Source organism: Vibrio echinoideorum (genome assembly GCF_024347455.1).
GTDB lineage: Bacteria > Pseudomonadota > Gammaproteobacteria > Enterobacterales > Vibrionaceae > Vibrio > Vibrio echinoideorum.
In genome coordinates this window covers 1005399-1022970 of record NZ_AP025483.1, presented here as the reverse complement: position 1 = coordinate 1022970, position 17572 = coordinate 1005399, and the positions used below count along the sequence as shown (strand labels likewise).

The window sequence follows — 17572 nt, the reverse complement described above, 5'->3', positions numbered from 1 at the left end:
AATATCAAATATCAAATATCAAATATCAAATAATGGACAGTTGTTGATCTCAGTTCCTAACAATTAATTCTTAGCTTTTAGTACCTTTCTTAGCGTAAGTCTTCTTCCTTGTCCCACCAGCTTTACGGCGCTTAAAGGCCGGTCTTTCCACTTTAGGAAGATGACGCAGTGACTCAGGGACTTCTCCCGTTTTCACTTTACCCATCAAACCATCAATCTTACTTTCTAATGCTTGCATGAAAGGTTGATACGCTTGGTTTCGTTCAGCCATTCCTTGCAACTGATGCTCCCAGTGAGCCGTCATGTCGGGAAAGGTCGAGTCCTCAGGTAAAGCATTAATCAAGCCTCTTCCCGCCGGGCTACTGTGGATGCTTTTACCTTGTCGCGTTAACAGTTGTCTCTTGAATAAAGTATCTAGAATACCCGCTCGGGTTGCTTCTGTGCCAAGGCCATCGGTCTCTTTCAAAATGGCTTTAAGGTCTTTGTTCGCGACAAAACGCGCAATACCTGTCATCGCTTGTAGCAAGGTCGCTTCCGTGAAGTGTTTTGGTGGCTCAGTCTTTTTGTCTCCAATAATTCCTTCACGGCAATTGAGTACCGTTCCTTTATCTAATGGAGGCACCGTATCCGTACCATCACCTTTCTCTTCAGTATCCGTTTTGCCCATTAACACTTTCCAACCTGGATTGATAAGCTGACGTCCTTTGGCAATGAACACGCCACCAGCGATATCAAAAACTAACTTGGCATCGGCAAAAATGGCAGACGGGTAGAATTGCATTAGATACTGACGAGCAATTTGCTGATAGATTTTCATCTCATTGGCAGACAGGCCATTCACCGATGATTTCTTCGGTGTTGGGATTATCGCGTGGTGAGCATCAACCTTGCTGTCGTTCCATGCTTTTGATTTAAGAGAAAGATCCGCACCTTGAACACCACTTTGTAGCTCTTTCGCATTGTTAGCGATAGCATCCACGACCGACTCTCTTTGTGAGTAGTGATCTTTAGGTAGATAGCGGCTGTCAGAACGTGGGTAAGTGATGAGTTTGTGCTTCTCGTACAACGACTGACAAGTGTCGAGTACCTGTTGAGCACTCATACCAAAACGCTTAGACGCATCAATTTGCAAAGCTGACAACGAATAAGGCAACGGCGCAGCTTGTTTACTTTGCTTTTGCTCTGATTCCGTCACCGTCGCGGGTTGGTTCGTAATTCGGTTAGCAACGTTCTCAACCAGCTTTCGATTGAGCACGCGGCCTTCTTCATCTTGCCATGGTTTACATGCTTCGCTTGGTTTCCAACGCGCTCGAATATCAAAGCTCTGGCCGTTATTTTGATAAGGGATCAAAGCATGCAGAGTAAAGTAATCTTTCGGAATGAAGTTTTCGATTTCTTCATCACGTCTCACCACCAAACCAAGTACAGGGGTTTGCACTCGCCCTACTGACAACACGCCTTGGTAACCGGCTTTTTGACCAAGCAAGGTGTAAGCACGAGTCATGTTCATACCATACAGCCAATCAGCTCTAGAGCGTGCTAAAGCGGAAATAGACAGTGGGATAAAATCGCGATTGCTGCGCATTTGAGAGAGCGCACGCTTCACGGCTGGTAAGTTCAAATCGCTGATCAGCAGCCTGTCCATCGACTCTTTCTTGGCCTTGGACACCTTGCAGTAGTCGATCACTTCATCGACTAGCAGTTGCCCTTCTCTATCCGGGTCACCCGCATGGACAATTTGTGTCGCGTCCTTCAATAGCTTTCGGATCACCGTGAGCTGTTTGCTTGACGTCTTACGAGGCCTCAACTGCCATTGTTCCGGCACGATGGGAAGATCGGCTAAGTTCCACTTCTTATAACGGTCATCATAAGCGTCCGGCTCAACCTGCTCCAATAAGTGTCCAATACACCAAGTCACCACATCCCCATTGCCACATTTGATAAACCCTTGGTCTTTCTTCTGTGGATTCGGTAGTGCGGCGGCAATCGCGCGGCCTAGGCTTGGTTTTTCAGCAATGATAAGACGAGACATGTTTTTCCAGATGCTACAAACAATTAGGGCCACATTATCTAATGTGGCCCTAATAAATCAAGGAAAACTGGTTGTTTACACAGTTAGCATTCACAATTCGTTGTATAGCTATTTCCCTGAAGAGATCTATAAGAACTCGACAAATTTTGAGAAGTCGCGCTCTGGGGCTTTCATTGGTGTACAACCCGGTGTGCCTAGGTATAAGAAACCAACAATTTCGTCGTCGCCTTCTAGGCCAAATGCTTGATGAACTTCAGGGTGGAACATCCATTTACCTGAACGCCAAAAGCCTTGGAAACCTTGTGCAACTGCGGCCATTTGCATTGCTTGTGCAGCGCAACCCGCAGACAAATGTTGCTCGAATGCAGGCACTTTGTCGTGTTCAGTCACTTTTGCGATGACAGTGATAACCATAGGTGCTCGAAACGGCGCTTTCTTTACTTTATCAATCACCGCTTCTTCGCTTTTGTCCGCTTCAGCGGCACGAACCAAGATGTCAGAAAGTTTTTGTAACCCTGAACCTTGTGCGATAACAAAGCGCCACGGTGTCAGTGCGCCGTGGTCTGGAGCTCGTAAACCCGCTTTGATGATATTTTCTAACGCAACACCTTCAGGTGCCGGATCAGAGAGTTTTGCGATTGAGCGTCTGTTGAGCAATAGATCCAAAGCATCCATTTGAAGTCCCTACTAATTCTTTATTATTTGTATACTTGAACTGTAGCACAGAATACAAACGATAATAAATCTCAACGGCTGTCCATTTTAAACAATATTTGAAACAGTATTGGAAACAATAAAGGCTCCTAAATCTATGACTTAGGAGCCTTATTTCTCTGTCTAGTTCGAGCTTATTTACCCATCTAGTTCAGCTTATCGAACGAGAGTACTCTGCTTGTTGTTAGAGCTTAATCGCTAACTCTACACCTTGGCGAATCGCACGAACTGCATCCAGTTCACCCGCGTAATCAGCGCCGCCGATGACGTGAAGCTTGCCACCGAACTCTTGCCACATATCTTCGAATGGACGAACTGAAACCTGACCCGCACACACGATAACGGAATCGGCATCCAGTACCTGTTCTTTTTTGCCAACGCTAATATGCAGGCCTTGGTCATCAATTTTGTTGTAGCTCACACCGCCAAGTAGGTTCACACCACGTTTTTCTAGCGTTCGCTTGTGAATCCAACCTGTGGTTTTGCCCGGTCCTTTACCTACGCGACCCGCTTTACGCTGCATCACCCAAACCGTTTTATCGCTGAACGAATCAGGGTAAGGATAAAGTCCACCAGGGTGTTCCATATTCTTATCAATGCCCCACTCATGCAGCCAGTCGTCCAAGCTGTGAGAAGTCGGCTCTGTCAGCATAGTTGCCACATCAATACCAATACCACCAGCACCAACAATCGCGACTTTTTCGCCTACTGGTGTCTTTTCACGAATCAAGGTTTGATAATCGATCACGTTTTCTTGGTCAATGCCTTCAATATCAAGCTTTCTTGGCTCTACACCTGCAGCCATCACAACTTCATCGTACTTCAACAACATCTCAAACGTCGCTTCAGTATCGAGTTTAAGATTCACACCTGAGGCATCGATTTGGTTTGCAAAGTACCGAATGGTTTCTCTGAACTCTTCCTTGCCCGGTATCTGCATTGCCAATCTGAATTGGCCGCCGATACGATCATTTTTCTCAATGAGATCAACATTGTGCCCACGCTGTGCCAACGTTGTCGCACAAGCTAAACCCGCGGGACCAGCACCAACAACGGCAATGGTCTTAGGTGCTTGAGCTGGTTGAACAACAATTTCTGTTTCGTAGCAAGCGCGTGGGTTAACCAAACAGCTCGCTCTTTTACCTTTAAATACGTTATCAAGGCAGGCTTGGTTACAGCCGATACAGGTATTAATGAAACGAGCTTGATCTTGCGCTGCTTTATTAACGAAATCTGGGTCAGCCAAGAAAGGACGAGCCATTGATACCATGTCGGCCTGTCCTGAACTGAGGATACGTTCGGCCTCTTCTGGTGTGTTGATTCGGTTACATGTCACCACTGGGATCGACACGTATGGTTTTACTTTTTCCGTCACCCAAGAGAATGCCCCTCTTGGCACCTGTGTTGCGATAGTCGGAACACGAGCTTCATGCCAACCAATACCGGTATTAATAATGGTCACGCCCGCTTCTTCTAACTTCTGAGCCAGAAGTACAACATCTTCAAACGTGCTGCCTTGTTCAACCAAATCCAGCATCGACAGTCTAAAAATGATAATAAAATCATCACCAACGGCTTCACGAATCGATTTGACGACTTCTAATGGGAAGCGCATGCGTTTTTCATACGAACCGCCCCACTCATCGTAACGCATGTTGGTACGCTTACAGATGAACTGGTTAATCAAGTAGCCTTCAGAACCCATGATCTCAATGCCGTCATAGCCAGCAACTTGAGCTAGCTCCGCACTATTGGCAAAAGCACCGATGGTCTTTTTAATTTGACGCGGGCTCATCTCGCTCGGGGCAAACTTAGCGATTGGCGCTTTAATACCCGAAGCACTTTGCGCGAATGGGTGCATTGCGTAGCGCCCAGCATGCAACAACTGAAGCGCAATTTTACCACCATGCTTATGCACGGCTTCGGTAACAACTTGGTGAGCTTTAGCGTGCTTAACTTTACTGAATTCAGCACTAAACGGGGTCAATCTGCCACGTAAATTAGGAGAAAAGCCACCGGTAACAATAAGGCCAACGCCTCCTTTAGCTCGCTCTTCATAAAACGCGGCGAGTTTGTGCAGGCCTTCTTTGTTTTCTTCTAAACCAGTGTGCATTGATCCCATCAATACACGGTTACGTAATTGAGTAAATCCAAGATCGAGTGGTTCAAGTAAATGTGGGTACATGGCAGACATCACTTCTATTATTTTTATCCTTGTGGTCAGACCACAATATAACTCAATCACCAAAAGTTCAAACAACCGTTTACATTTTTGTAACACCGATCATAATGCAGGACGCATTAATCGTTCAAAAGTCCTAGGGGCTGTTGACCTTTCGAGCTGGGTTTTGCAGCATCTTGTGGGCAATTTATACAAGGAAGAGACTTTGACGTGTAGCTGGCCTACATGAAAAGCCGATAAAGCAGTAGAAATGAACCACAAGGGCTGCCCGAAGGGTTCGGCTAAAATCGTTTTATGCTTTGTTGAAGAATATTTGCTTAGAATGACTAGGCTACATACTCTTCGCCGCGCCTAAAACGATTTTATCTCGAACAAAACTTAACCACGAAAGATCAAAAGCCCCTATTCTGTCTACACTTAATGAGAATATATATCGATTAACAATTCTTGGTGTAGTTTGAGCTAGGGAATTATCGTAGGATATTAAGCAGTTCATATTATTGAGATTAATAGTACTGCTGCTTGTTAAAGCGACGTAATCTCACTGCGGAGACAGAATGAAAAAAATATTCAAATTTATAGGCATGATCTTTAAAGGGATTTGGAAGCTCATCACGTTTGTGCGTCTTGCGCTTGTTAACCTGTTCTTTTTACTCAGTATCGCCATCATCTACTTTGTGTACTTCCACTCGGATACGGCTCAACCGACCGTTCCACAACAATCGGCTTTAGTGCTTAATCTCTCAGGTCCGATTGTTGAACAAAGCCGCTACATTAACCCGATGGATTCCGTGACAGGCTCACTGCTTGGTAAAGACCTTCCAAAAGAGAACGTCTTATTTGATATCGTTGAAACGATTCGCTACGCCAAAGATGATGAAAACGTTACGGGTATCGTTCTAGCGCTTAAAGAGTTGCCAGAAACCAACCTGACTAAGCTTCGTTACATAGCTAAAGCGCTAAACGAGTTTAAGGCAACGGGTAAACCTATTTATGCGGTGGGTGATTTTTACAACCAAAGCCAATATTATTTAGCCAGCTACGCCAATAAAGTCTTCCTGTCACCCGATGGTGGTGTGCTCCTTAAAGGCTACAGCGCTTACTCGCTTTACTACAAAACCTTATTAGAGAAGCTAGACGTGAACACACATGTGTTCCGTGTGGGCACTTATAAGTCTGCAATCGAACCTTTCATCCGCGATGACATGTCGGACGCGGCGAAAGAATCCGCTTCTCGTTGGTTAAGCCAACTTTGGGGTGCGTATGTCGATGACGTGAGCAACAACCGTCAGATCGACGCGAAAACACTAAACCCAAGCATGGACTCTTTCTTAAAAGATCTTGAGTCAGTTGATGGCGATATCGCGAAACTGGCAGAGAAGCTTGGTTTAGTTGATGAACTGGCGACTCGCCAGCAAGTACGACTAGAGCTTGCTGAAGTATTCGGTAGTGATGGTCAAGACAGCTACAACGCGTTTGGATACTACGAATACCGTACAACAATGCTTCCAGACATAACAAGTGAATCGCACGATGTCGCTGTGATTGTTGCCAGCGGCGCAATTATGGATGGTAAGCAACCGCGTGGCACTGTTGGCGGTGATACAACTGCAGCGCTACTTCGCCAAGCTCGTAACGACGATCAAGTGAAAGCTGTCGTGCTTCGAGTCGATAGCCCAGGTGGCAGCGCATTTGCTTCTGAAGTTATCCGCAATGAAATAGAAGCCATTAAGCAAGCAGGTAAGCCTGTTGTTGTTTCGATGTCTAGCCTTGCCGCTTCTGGTGGTTACTGGATCTCGATGGGCGCGGATAAAATCCTAGCTCAACCAACCACATTAACCGGTTCGATTGGTATCTTTAGTGTGATCACGACCTTCGAAAAAGGTTTGAACGGTATTGGCGTTTATACTGATGGCGTTGGCACCTCACCTTTCTCAGGCCTTGGTGTTACGACTGGATTAAGCGAAGGTGCTAAAGACGCTTTCCAAATGGGCATTGAAAATGGTTACCGCCGTTTCATCAGCTTAGTTGGCGAGAATCGCGGCATGGAAGTAAACGCCGTCGATAAGATCGCTCAGGGTCGAGTATGGACAGGTCAAGATGCGATGCAAAAAGGCCTAGTGGACGAAATCGGTGATTTTGATGATGCGATTGTGGCAGCCGCTTCACTTGCCGAGCTAGAAAGTTACAATATCTACTGGGTGGAAGAGCCTCTTTCAACAACTGAACAATTTATTCAGGAATTTATGAATCAAGTTCAGATGTCGGTAGGTCTTGATATTCAATCGATGATACCAAGTAGTTTACAGCCTGTTACTCAACAGTTAGCTCAAGATAGCCAGCTGTTAGGCAACTTTAACGACCCGCAAGGTCGTTACGCCTTTTGCTTAAACTGCCAAGTTCAATAAGTTAAACCAATAACTCAATAATCAAGAGGCGCCTCTGTGTGAGGCGCCTCTTTTTATTGCATGATAATTCGCTATAATCGCCCTCCTGTTCCCTATATCACACTAAGTATTAATCGCCATGGAAAGAAAACACATCTATATCGCGTACACCGGCGGCACAATTGGCATGCAGAAATCTATTGATCACGGCTATGTTCCTGTCGCTGGTTTTATGGATAAGCAACTCGCTGGCATGCCCGAGTTCCATCGCCCTGAGATGCCTGAATACACCATTCATGAATACTCTCCATTGATGGACTCTTCAGATATGACGCCACTTGATTGGCAAACTATCGCTGACGATATCCGCGCGAACTACGATAAATACGATGGTTTCGTTATCTTGCATGGTACTGACACAATGGCTTACACCGCTTCGGCGCTGTCTTTCATGTTAGAAAACCTAGGCAAACCTGTGATTGTAACGGGCTCTCAGATCCCGTTAGCAGAGCTACGCTCAGATGGGCAAGCAAACTTGTTGAATGCACTGCACCTTGCGGCGAACTACCCTATCAATGAAGTAACACTGTTTTTCAACAACAAATTGATGCGCGGTAACCGCAGCACAAAATCACATGCAGACGGCTTCAATGCCTTTACTTCTCCAAACCTGAATCCATTGCTTGAAGCGGGTATTAATATCCAACTTGGCAATAACGTGCAGGTAAACAAACAACCTGAAGGGGCTTTCAAGGTTCATAACATTACTCCGCAACCAATCGGCGTAATCACTATGTACCCTGGCATCTCACACGAAGTGATCCGTAACACGCTTCTACAGCCTGTTAACGCAATGATTCTGCTTACTTTTGGGGTTGGTAATGCACCACAAAATCCAGAACTGCTTCAGCACCTGAAAGATGCCTCAGAACGAGGTGTTATCGTGGTCAATCTAACTCAGTGTTTGGCTGGTAAAGTCAACATGGGGGGTTACGCGACAGGTTGTGCACTAGCGGAAGCGGGTGTAGTCAGTGGCTTTGATATGACACCAGAGGCGGCGTTAGCAAAACTGCACTACTTATTAAGTCAAAACCTGAACTACGAAGAAGTGAAAGCTCAGATGCGACAAGTGTTGCGTGGTGAAATGAGCTTATAAGCTTGTTTTGCTATTCGTTGAACCAAGAGCTTCGTGTTAGTAATAATTTTCGCAGTTAACAATATTTTCTTAGTTAACAATATATTCGCAGTTAACCATAGTCTTCGTAGTTAACAATGTATTCCTAGTTAGCAATAGTATTCGTAGTTAACAGGAGCTTTCGTAACTAGCAGAAGCTTTCATCATTAACAAAAGCCTTCACGTGAGCTGAACCTTCACGTAAATCAAAAGTGTTTAACGTGAGCTAAATCGTTTAATTGCTTATAAATAAACAGCTTAGTAACAAAGGGGTGGCACAGTGCCACCCCTTTGTTGTAATTTAAACTTAATGATTCGGGTTAACCCTAACAATATCGTCTTGGTCTGATTTAAACTGCTTTTTTAGTTCAGACTTGGATTTGAAGCTAATTTCACCACCAGCTGCAATTGTCATATGTTGAGCTTCGGAGTTATGTTTAGATTGGTATAACATAACAGCCTGCATACACGAGTCGCGTTGTTCTTTAGAGAGCGCCGTACCTTCTGGCCATTTTCCAGTTTCAACTGCGAAAGTTAAACGCTCGTAGACCTCAGGTGTCATTGCGCTAAGAAGTTGTTCTGCATCCATGATAAAGCCTTAGTTTTAACAATTTTCACCAGAAAATAACCCGTAATAGAATTGAGTCAAGAACCTGACCAAAAATAAGTGTATTTGATCACAAGTGAAGGAATATGAAAATTATGAAATGGTTGGCAGTTGGCATATTGCCTCTCACTCTGGTTGGGTGTCTTGAAGGAAATAAAAACACAGAACAGTTGTGCCAAAGTAACCCGACGTTACAGTGCGAGCAATTGAACATGAACGATGGACAATGCCGTGTCGCACGTACCGACCTCATATGGCATCGATTTGAAGTTCAAAAGCAGCCAACCGAAACCAACAAAATTAAAGAGTTCGAGTTAATCACTGCTTATAAAAAATGTTTAGAGCTTGCCGCCCAGATCGAGACCATTGATCAATCCAAACTTCAAGAACGTCGTTTTACCGCATTAATGCACAGTATTGAAGAATCCGAACGAATCGTGACTGAGCTATCTCAATCAGATACGCCAGAAACACTGTACTTCTTGTGGTCGCAAACTGGGGATACCAATGCAAGGCGCAGTTTCTTACAGTTGGAAGGCAAAGAAGCATTAAACACAGCAGAGATGCAATATGCGCTAGCCACCTTTTATACCACCAGGGATCACGCGAAGACGCTAAAGCTACTCAACAATGCCCTGACCTTATCTAATGACTCGACCGTTAACACTGAAATATTTAAGTCAATGGCCAGTATCAATCATAGCTTAGGTCATAGGGAGAAAGCGTACATGTGGGCAATGGTAGCCAAAGAATTTAATGTGCCGATAGCTTCTGAATCAGAACTGGCTGTTCTCTATAACTTTGAAAAGCCAAAATACAAACAATTAAATCAAGACGCCGACAAAATAGTCGAAGCCATTGAAGATGGGATTTACAGCTCTTCTATTGTCCCTAACTACTAAACCCATCATTTACACGCTTTCTATTTCCGAACTTTTTATTTCCTAGCTTTCAAAAAAAACAGCTACCTTTCTGGTAGCTGTTTTTATTTGTACTAGAGTTTATTCTGAAATCTTGGGCTGTTCAGTAGTCCTTAATCGACAAGTACGACCTGTAAGGATTAAACAATAGTTACAAGTTATTTCGTACTTTTGTCATTTTTGTTGAAAATTAACGACACAGAATTAACACAGAATCGTTCACCTGTTGTCTGCGGGCCATCAGGAAAAACGTGACCTAAATGGCTATCACATGCAGTACAACGGATCTCCACACGCTTCATTCCGTGACTTAGATCCTCTATATAGCGTACCGCTTCATCACTTACTGGGGCATCAAAGCTTGGCCAACCACACCCAGAGTCATATTTGTTATCCGACAGAAACAAAGGGCTTTCACAGCATGTGCAGCTATAGACACCAGTGTTATGGTTGTGCAGTAACTTACCGCTATATGGGGCTTCAGTACCACGTTCACGGCACACAGAAAATTCGTCGTCCGTTAGGCGCTCACGCCAGTATTCATCAGGCTTTATCATATTTCCTCCCTTTTGAACCACGTTAATATCTCTCCACATTCTCAGTTATTATATTTACTTTTTTCTATAAAGGCTTGCATATCAGTCGTTTTGTAGCACATACTTTCTCACCAGGAAACATTGTACATATACACTCATAAGTGAATCATCATTTAGGGGTATTTTACCCAACTGGAAGGGTACAGAGCCACTTGCAATGGTCAATTTTCAACCACTTACGCCCAATTGTTAAGAAAAGCGTCGCTTTTTTTTGACATTAAACAAGTTAAGTCGGATTATCTATTGCAGATGTATACTGGATTCTGTAATTTTACTACCAGTTATCTTTAATCAGAAATTAAGTTGTGGAGCAACTACAATGACTATCAAAGTAGGTATTAACGGTTTTGGCCGTATCGGCCGTTTCGTATTCCGCGCAGCTCAAGAGCGTGCAGACATCGAAGTAGTAGGTATTAACGATCTAATCGACGTAGAGTACATGGCATACATGCTTAAGTACGACTCAACTCACGGCCGTTTCAACGGTACTGTTGAAGTTGAAGGCGGTAACCTAATCGTTAACGGTAAAACTGTACGTGTTACAGCTGAGCGTAACCCAGAAGATCTTAAGTGGGATGCTATCGAAGTAGACGTAGTTGCTGAAGCAACTGGTCTTTTCCTAACTGACGAGACTGCACGTAAGCACATCACTGCTGGCGCTAAGAAAGTAGTTCTTACTGGTCCTTCTAAAGATGCAACTCCAATGTTCGTAATGGGCGTTAACCAAGCATCTTACGCTGGTCAAGACATCGTTTCTAACGCTTCTTGTACTACTAACTGTCTTGCACCTATCGCTAAAGTACTTAACGATAAGTGGGGCATTGAGTCTGGTCTTATGACTACAGTTCACGCTACTACAGCAACTCAAAAAACTGTAGATGGCCCTTCTGCTAAAGACTGGCGCGGTGGCCGTGGTGCTTCTCAAAACATCATCCCATCTTCAACTGGTGCTGCTAAAGCTGTAGGCGTTGTTCTTCCAGAACTAAACGGCCTTCTAACTGGTATGGCTTTCCGCGTACCAACTGCTAACGTATCTGTAGTTGACCTAACTGTTAACCTTAAAGCATCTGCATCTTACGAAGAAATTTGTGCTGCAATGAAAGAAGCTTCTGAAGGCGAAATGGCTGGCGTTCTTGGTTACACTGAAGACCAAGTAGTATCACAAGATTTCATCGGTGAAGTTCAAACTTCAGTATTCGATGCTAAAGCTGGTGTTGCTCTAACTGACAAATTCGTTAAAGTTGTATCTTGGTACGACAACGAAATCGGTTACTCAAACAAAGTTCTAGACCTAATCGCTCACATCTCTAAGTAATTTCTTTTTAGAAATAGCTTTAGATAAGCATTAGCGAAGACTGTTTTGAGCAGACTTTGAAAAAGGCGACCTTAGTGTCGCCTTTTTAATACCTGCTATCTTTTCAACGTCTTGTAAACAAAGTCGATTTTGGAAACAAAACAGTGAAGTTCAATTCCAATACTGTCTAAGCTTGTTAATCACCTACTCACAAGCATCACTCTAGTCAGCATTTGAATTCAATTTCCTTAGAAGGATCATGTAATGGATTTATCTACTCTACCTGCACTGACTGTACTTTCTGATAACGTGACTATCGTTGAGCACGAAGGTGTAAAACTGGTTCGCGTTATCCACGATAAAGCAAACGCAGCTATTTCATTGTTTGGCGGCCATGTCGTGTCATTCCAACCACAAGGCCAAGAAGACCTTATTTGGATGAGCCAACAAGCTAAATTCGATGGAAAAACAGCCTTACGTGGTGGTATTCCAGTATGTTGGCCTTGGTTTGGTCGCATTGCTGCACCTGCTCATGGTTTTGCACGTTCAAGCGAATGGCAATTAGTTGAGCACCGTGAAAGCGAAGCCGGCGTTATTGTAAGCCTAGGCCTAAAGCCTAGCGAAGCGACTCTGGCAGTGTGGCCGCATCAGTTCGATGCTCGACTGAATGTTGAAATTGGTGACCAACTAAAAGTAACGTTGGACGTGAAGAATACAGATTCACAACCATGGACTTTCTCTGGCGCACTACACACTTACCTAAACGTTGGTGATATTCATAACACAACCACAACCGGTATGGGTGCTGAGTACATTGATAGCCTGCAAGGTGGTAAGATCTGCCAAGGTGGTTCTGAACTGGTACTAACCGACACGATTGACCGCGTTTACACACAACCAGAAGTGCAAATCTTTGTTGCTGACAAAAAGCTGGATCGCACGCTAACCGTTGAGAACCACGGTCATAACTCTGCAGTATTGTGGAATCCGTGGGCAGAAGGCGCTGCAGCCATGGGTGACATGCAAGATGACGGTTACCTAACCATGATGTGCGTAGAATCAACACTACACGCACCAAGCCTAGAAGCTGGTAAAACGCTACAGCCTGGCGAGAGCCACCAGCTGATTACGGTTATCTCTTCGAACTAAGCTTCTAGCTAATCGAATTAAAAAAATGCAGCTCATAGAGCTGCATTTTTTATTTCTCCTAACCTTACACGCATCGCCCAGCAATCAACCTCCTAACACAAGCCGATTTCCTCTCAGTTCAAATCCACGCCACGTCGAACTCATCACTCCGTTTTATAAATATAATTATCAATTCATTAATTATTATCAATTACTGCCGATAAATAAGTACCTATGATAGAAAGCTCAATAATAAACGTCCTTAAAACTACTTAACAACACCTCAATGAAGACAGGATAGTGAATTCATGTTCGAGAAATACAAAAATCAAAGTGTTGGCTTCCAACTTAAGTTGGTTATTTTACTTTGCTTGCTGATCGCCTTTGGTTCCATAGCAACACTCGTGTACCGAAATGCCTCACAGGTATTATTGGATAACACACTGAAAGAGCATCAATCAAAAGTTGAAGCAATGGCCAAAACCATCTCTGGTCAGTTTGATGCCTACCTGCATACCGCTAAAGTTTTAGAATCCACTTTTCGCAACGGTTACTTAGCAGGTGTTTATGTTGAAAGTTATGACGTTGAGTTCAACGGTCATTCAATTCCCAACATGACTCAATATGGTGAGAGCCTAATCAATGACACTAAACTCGTTGATAGCTTTACCCGCGACACCGGCGCCGTAGCGACCCTATTTGCCCCATTTGGCGACGACTTTATTCGTGTGTCTACTTCTCTTAAAAAACCTTCAGGCGAACGAGTCGTTGCAACCACGTTAGGGAAAAATCATCCAGGCTATAGCAAGCTCAAAAATGGCCAGCCTTATTACTCTCAAGTTAAGCTCTTCGGCCAACGTTACATCACCTACTATGCGCCTTTGACCAATGCTCAAGGCAAAGTAAACGGTGTCTCTTTCATTGGTTTGCCAGTCGAAGACGCGACTCAAAGCCTGTTTGAATCTTTACGCTCGGTTTCTTGGGGGGATACGGGATACACCATCATTGTGGATAACGAGAAAGATCATCAAGGCCAGTACTTACTGCACCCTACTAACGTTGGCGGTGGTAAATCGATTGTTGATGTTGCTGACTACGACGGTAACAAACCTTTCTATCAGATATTCGAACAGCAATCCGGATTGATTCTCTACCCTTTTGAATACCAAGGAACTGTAGGCGAAAAGTATCTCGTCTATACCGAAGTTCCAGGTTGGAATTGGAAACTACTTGGCGGCACTTTTATTAAGGAAGTGACCAAAGGTAGTGACGAACTGTTGAAGCTCATCGCTATAATTGCCACCTTGATTGCTGCCGCTACCATCGTCGCGTTAACCTTCGTGTTAAACCGTACACTGACGCCACTAACGACGTTAAACGAGTACATGCTACGTTTAGGAAAAGGCGAAGTGAGCCTGCATATTCCAAACAATGGCAAGCAGACGAAAAACGAGATCAGCAACCTAAATACTGGCGTTGCGAACATGGCTGCTCAATTGAATACACTCGTGGGCGAGATACGTACGACCAGTGATCAAGTTCAGAATAGCTCGAGCAGTGTGTCACAAGATGCCAGCCACAACTTGAGTCAATCTGATCGCCAGCAAGCACAGGTTGAGCAAGTCGTTACGGCCATTGAAGAGATGGCCACCTCTGCAGAATCTGTAGCCCAGCAAGTGAACAGCATTGCTGAAAATGTTCGCCTTGCAAATGAAGACAGCCAGAAAGGTTTAGAAGTCGTTGAAGGTGTGTGTATTGATGTTGCCCAACTGAATGATCAATTAGACAAATCAGCATCGGCCATCGAGCAAGTGAGTTCTGATAGCGAAAGCATTCAAACCGTCACCAAGATGATTGATGACATCGCAGAACAAACCAACTTACTTGCGTTGAACGCTGCGATAGAGGCTGCGCGTGCGGGTGATCAGGGTCGTGGTTTTGCCGTTGTCGCTGACGAAGTAAGAACATTGGCTCATCGTACACAAACGTCAGTGCAAGACGTAGTGAGCATCATCGAGAAGTTGAAATCTTCAACTAACAATGCCGTGAACCTGATGACACAAAGCCAATCGAATGCCAACCAAGTACTCGATAAAGCGCAAGAAGCCGGTACGGCTCTAGAGTCGATTGCCTCTCAAGTTGAATCTATTGCTTCTCAAGCTGAAACCATCGCTGCGACATCAGAAGAGCAAGCTCAGGTTTCTCAAGAAATCGCCGCAAACGCACATGCGATCAGCGACCTCAACCAGCAGAGCCGTGAAACTAGCGCTAAGACCTCTCACAGTGCTGATGAACTTCAAAAACAAGCTGAGTCGTTGAAGAACCAAGTTAACTTTTTTAGCTAGAAGCCGAGTTCACGGTTTCTATCAGTGACTTGCTCATAACCAATAGAGCCAACCATACGTTGGCTCTATCTCTTCACTAACAGGCTCTACCTATTCACAGATTGCCGTTAGCCAAGACAGCTGCGTTTATTCTAGCGCCCCACTATGCTTCCTGTTAAAATTTTGGACTTGAAATTTCTACCTCGAGTTCGCAATGACTTACCAATGCCCTTTGTGTCACCAACCTTTATCTCAAAACGATCGTACGTTTAAGTGTGAAAAGAACCATCAGTTCGACCTAGCGAAAGAAGGCTATGTCAATTTGATGCCAGCACACCACAAACGCTCAAAAGATCCAGGTGACAACAAAGAGATGATGCAGGCTCGTCGCCGCTTCCTTGAAGGCAACCACTACAATCCAATGCGCCAAGCCGTTGTTCGTTTATGCTCTAGCTATCTGCCAGAAACAGCCCCTAGCCTATTAGATATAGGTTGTGGTGAAGGTTATTACACCAATGAAATTGCGGTAAACCTTCAAGAAAAGAGTGGCGCTACTTTTGGTCTAGATATCTCTAAAATTGCTATCAAATACGCCGCTAAACGTTATCCTGCGGTCGACTTTTCAGTCGCTTCAAGCCATCGCCTGCCCTTTGCGGAAAATAGCTTAGACGGCATTCTACGCATTTACGCGCCTTGCAAGGCAGAAGAGCTGCAACGCACCATCAAAGACAATGGTGTGGTGATCACCGTGACACCTGCTAGCCGACACCTGTATCAGCTGCGTGATGCAATTTATGATGGCGTTCGTTTGCACGATGAAGATCCAGAGATGATCAAAGGTTTTACTCTTGAGCACCAAGAGCAACTAAACTATATGATGGAACTATCGGGGCCAGACGCATTCGACCTGCTACAGATGACACCGTTTGCTTGGAAAGCGAGTGAAGAATTTAAACAACAACTCACCGATGCAGAGCAATTCAACTGTGAAGCTGACTTTATGCTGCGAGTGTACCGCAAACAAATTTAATTGATATTGATTATCGTTTGCATTGAAATATCATCTTGCCTCCTTTAGTATGCGTGTTCTTCAAGGAGGCATTTCATGCAACGTATTATTCTTATCGGATTAGCGACCCTGCTTACAGCTTGTGCTAATCAACCTTCAAACAGCACTTCTCAACAAGTGGCTAACACGCAAACGCAAGCCGTTTCCACATTCTATGACTACCAATTCGCGTCTCCACAAGGCGAAACGCATTCTCTCAATGCATTACCTAAACAGTTGATTGATGCTGATGTGGTTCTTATTGGCGAATGGCACACTCACTCGGCAATCCATCGCTTTCAAACCGACTTCTTAAAAGCGCGCCGTAACGCCACATCAAACATCGCGCTTTCAATGGAACAATTCACTCGAGAGCATCAAGACACATTAAACCAATATCTAAATGATGAAATTGGCGAACAAGTTCTTATGTCTCAAGCGGCTGCTTGGCCAAATTACGAAAGTGATTATCGTGCGCTGGTTGAATTCGCAAAAGCCAACGATGTCGATATCATTGCGGCAAACGCACCAAAACCCTTTGTACAGTGTATCGGCCGTAAAGGATTATCCTATCTAGATCAGCTAACGACGGAACAACGTCAATGGATTGCTTCAGAAGTGGATACTGGCGATAGCCCCTACAAAGAAAAGTTCATGGCTTCGATGCATCACGGAACACCAGAGCAAACAGAAAAACAGTTTGCGGCTCAAGTAACATGGGACGAAACCATGGCAGAGTCGATTGTTGATTACCTCGCATCAAACCCAGACCAACAAGTGATTCATGTGGCCGGTAAGTTCCACACCGAAGGTGGTTTAGGGACTGCGGCCTCAATTTTGCGTCGTAACCCTGATTTGAAAATTGCCATCATCAGCCCAGTTGAAGAGATCTCATCGGATAGCAGTGACTATCAGCTTGAAGTTCTCTCGCCTCCGGCTCGCTTTGTTAAGAAAGAGAACCGAATGAAGGCATACAAGCACCTATCTAAGCGCGGATCCGATCTCAAGTGCGACTAAACTCGCTATCCATACTTAATCTTATTCAAGTTTAGGTCTGGCAAACTAAAAGCTTGTTCAATCGCGCCCTAAGATAAATATTGATATCGGCATAGGAATTGCTTAATTACCAAGCAGTTTTGATTAAGCAGACGAAGATATATTGTGCG

General features: G+C 44.4%; 13 protein-coding genes. 8 read left to right on the top strand and 5 right to left on the bottom strand.

Features of this window, described 5'->3' with window-relative positions; translation table 11 throughout:
• Positions 1 to 70: 70 nt before the first annotated feature.
• From OCV36_RS04785 to OCV36_RS04775, 3 genes are all read right to left on the bottom strand, one after another.
• A complete protein-coding gene (locus OCV36_RS04785; protein ID WP_135458119.1) occupies positions 71 to 2032 on the bottom strand; it encodes a DNA topoisomerase III in 1962 nt (653 codons plus the stop codon).
• Positions 2033 to 2158: 126 nt separating this feature from the next.
• Complete coding sequence (locus OCV36_RS04780) at positions 2159 to 2707, bottom strand: NAD(P)H nitroreductase (RefSeq protein WP_017072511.1); 549 nt, start codon at positions 2705 to 2707, stop codon at positions 2159 to 2161.
• Positions 2708 to 2930: 223 nt separating this feature from the next.
• Positions 2931 to 4940, bottom strand: a complete 2010-nt coding sequence (locus OCV36_RS04775) for an NADPH-dependent 2,4-dienoyl-CoA reductase (RefSeq protein WP_029224693.1) — start codon at positions 4938 to 4940, stop codon at positions 2931 to 2933.
• 545 nt (positions 4941 to 5485) lie between these two features.
• Between OCV36_RS04775 and sppA the strand changes: the two genes are divergently transcribed.
• Positions 5486 to 7336 carry a signal peptide peptidase SppA gene (sppA, locus tag OCV36_RS04770; protein ID WP_135458115.1) on the top strand — a complete coding sequence of 617 codons (1851 nt, stop codon included), beginning with the start codon at positions 5486 to 5488 and terminating at the stop codon, positions 7334 to 7336.
• Positions 7337 to 7454: 118 nt separating this feature from the next.
• A complete protein-coding gene (gene ansA / locus OCV36_RS04765; RefSeq protein ID WP_017072514.1) occupies positions 7455 to 8471 on the top strand; it encodes an asparaginase in 1017 nt (338 codons plus the stop codon).
• A gap of 325 nt (positions 8472 to 8796) precedes the next feature.
• Here the strand turns inward: ansA and OCV36_RS04760 are convergent, their stop codons facing one another.
• Positions 8797 to 9078, bottom strand: a complete 282-nt coding sequence (locus tag OCV36_RS04760; protein WP_017072515.1) for a YeaC family protein — start codon at positions 9076 to 9078, stop codon at positions 8797 to 8799.
• A gap of 113 nt (positions 9079 to 9191) precedes the next feature.
• Between OCV36_RS04760 and OCV36_RS04755 the strand changes: the two genes are divergently transcribed.
• Positions 9192 to 9998 carry a DUF2989 domain-containing protein gene (locus OCV36_RS04755; RefSeq protein WP_029224694.1) on the top strand — a complete coding sequence of 269 codons (807 nt, stop codon included), beginning with the start codon at positions 9192 to 9194 and terminating at the stop codon, positions 9996 to 9998.
• Positions 9999 to 10174: 176 nt separating this feature from the next.
• On the opposite strand, the gene msrB is transcribed toward OCV36_RS04755, so the two are convergent.
• Positions 10175 to 10612, bottom strand: coding sequence for a peptide-methionine (R)-S-oxide reductase MsrB (msrB, locus tag OCV36_RS04750; protein ID WP_135458113.1), 438 nt, complete (start codon positions 10610 to 10612; stop codon positions 10175 to 10177).
• A 319-nt stretch (positions 10613 to 10931) separates the two neighbouring features.
• On the opposite strand from msrB, the gene gap reads away from it, so the two are divergent.
• From gap to OCV36_RS04725, 5 genes are all read left to right on the top strand, one after another.
• On the top strand, positions 10932 to 11927 hold the full coding sequence (gene gap, locus OCV36_RS04745) for a type I glyceraldehyde-3-phosphate dehydrogenase (RefSeq protein WP_026012234.1): 996 nt from the start codon (positions 10932 to 10934) through the stop codon (positions 11925 to 11927).
• Between the two features lie 243 nt (positions 11928 to 12170).
• Entirely contained in the window at positions 12171 to 13055 is an 885-nt protein-coding gene (locus tag OCV36_RS04740) for a D-hexose-6-phosphate mutarotase (RefSeq protein ID WP_135458111.1), read from the top strand.
• 287 nt (positions 13056 to 13342) lie between these two features.
• A complete protein-coding gene (locus tag OCV36_RS04735; protein WP_135458110.1) occupies positions 13343 to 15379 on the top strand; it encodes a methyl-accepting chemotaxis protein in 2037 nt (678 codons plus the stop codon).
• Positions 15380 to 15572: 193 nt separating this feature from the next.
• Positions 15573 to 16388: a 23S rRNA (guanine(745)-N(1))-methyltransferase gene (rlmA, locus tag OCV36_RS04730; RefSeq protein ID WP_135458108.1), complete on the top strand. Its 816-nt coding sequence runs from the start codon at positions 15573 to 15575 to the stop codon at positions 16386 to 16388.
• Positions 16389 to 16463: 75 nt separating this feature from the next.
• Positions 16464 to 17423 carry a ChaN family lipoprotein gene (locus tag OCV36_RS04725; RefSeq protein ID WP_135458107.1) on the top strand — a complete coding sequence of 320 codons (960 nt, stop codon included), beginning with the start codon at positions 16464 to 16466 and terminating at the stop codon, positions 17421 to 17423.
• The last annotated feature ends 149 nt before the right edge of the window (positions 17424 to 17572 follow it).

What these genes read in the sequence shown, in the direction of transcription:
- OCV36_RS04785 (WP_135458119.1), bottom strand. Translation starts at nt 2,032, where the DNA reads ATGTCTCGTCTTATCATTGCTGAAAAACCAAGCCTAGGCCGCGCGATT.
- OCV36_RS04780 (WP_017072511.1), bottom strand. Translation starts at nt 2,707, where the DNA reads ATGGATGCTTTGGATCTATTGCTCAACAGACGCTCAATCGCAAAACTC.
- OCV36_RS04775 (WP_029224693.1), bottom strand. Translation starts at nt 4,940, where the DNA reads ATGTCTGCCATGTACCCACATTTACTTGAACCACTCGATCTTGGATTT.
- sppA (WP_135458115.1), top strand. Translation starts at nt 5,486, where the DNA reads ATGAAAAAAATATTCAAATTTATAGGCATGATCTTTAAAGGGATTTGG.
- ansA (WP_017072514.1), top strand. Translation starts at nt 7,455, where the DNA reads ATGGAAAGAAAACACATCTATATCGCGTACACCGGCGGCACAATTGGC.
- OCV36_RS04760 (WP_017072515.1), bottom strand. Translation starts at nt 9,078, where the DNA reads ATGGATGCAGAACAACTTCTTAGCGCAATGACACCTGAGGTCTACGAG.
- OCV36_RS04755 (WP_029224694.1), top strand. Translation starts at nt 9,192, where the DNA reads ATGAAATGGTTGGCAGTTGGCATATTGCCTCTCACTCTGGTTGGGTGT.
- msrB (WP_135458113.1), bottom strand. Translation starts at nt 10,612, where the DNA reads ATGTGGAGAGATATTAACGTGGTTCAAAAGGGAGGAAATATGATAAAG.
- gap (WP_026012234.1), top strand. Translation starts at nt 10,932, where the DNA reads ATGACTATCAAAGTAGGTATTAACGGTTTTGGCCGTATCGGCCGTTTC.
- OCV36_RS04740 (WP_135458111.1), top strand. Translation starts at nt 12,171, where the DNA reads ATGGATTTATCTACTCTACCTGCACTGACTGTACTTTCTGATAACGTG.
- OCV36_RS04735 (WP_135458110.1), top strand. Translation starts at nt 13,343, where the DNA reads ATGTTCGAGAAATACAAAAATCAAAGTGTTGGCTTCCAACTTAAGTTG.
- rlmA (WP_135458108.1), top strand. Translation starts at nt 15,573, where the DNA reads ATGACTTACCAATGCCCTTTGTGTCACCAACCTTTATCTCAAAACGAT.
- OCV36_RS04725 (WP_135458107.1), top strand. Translation starts at nt 16,464, where the DNA reads ATGCAACGTATTATTCTTATCGGATTAGCGACCCTGCTTACAGCTTGT.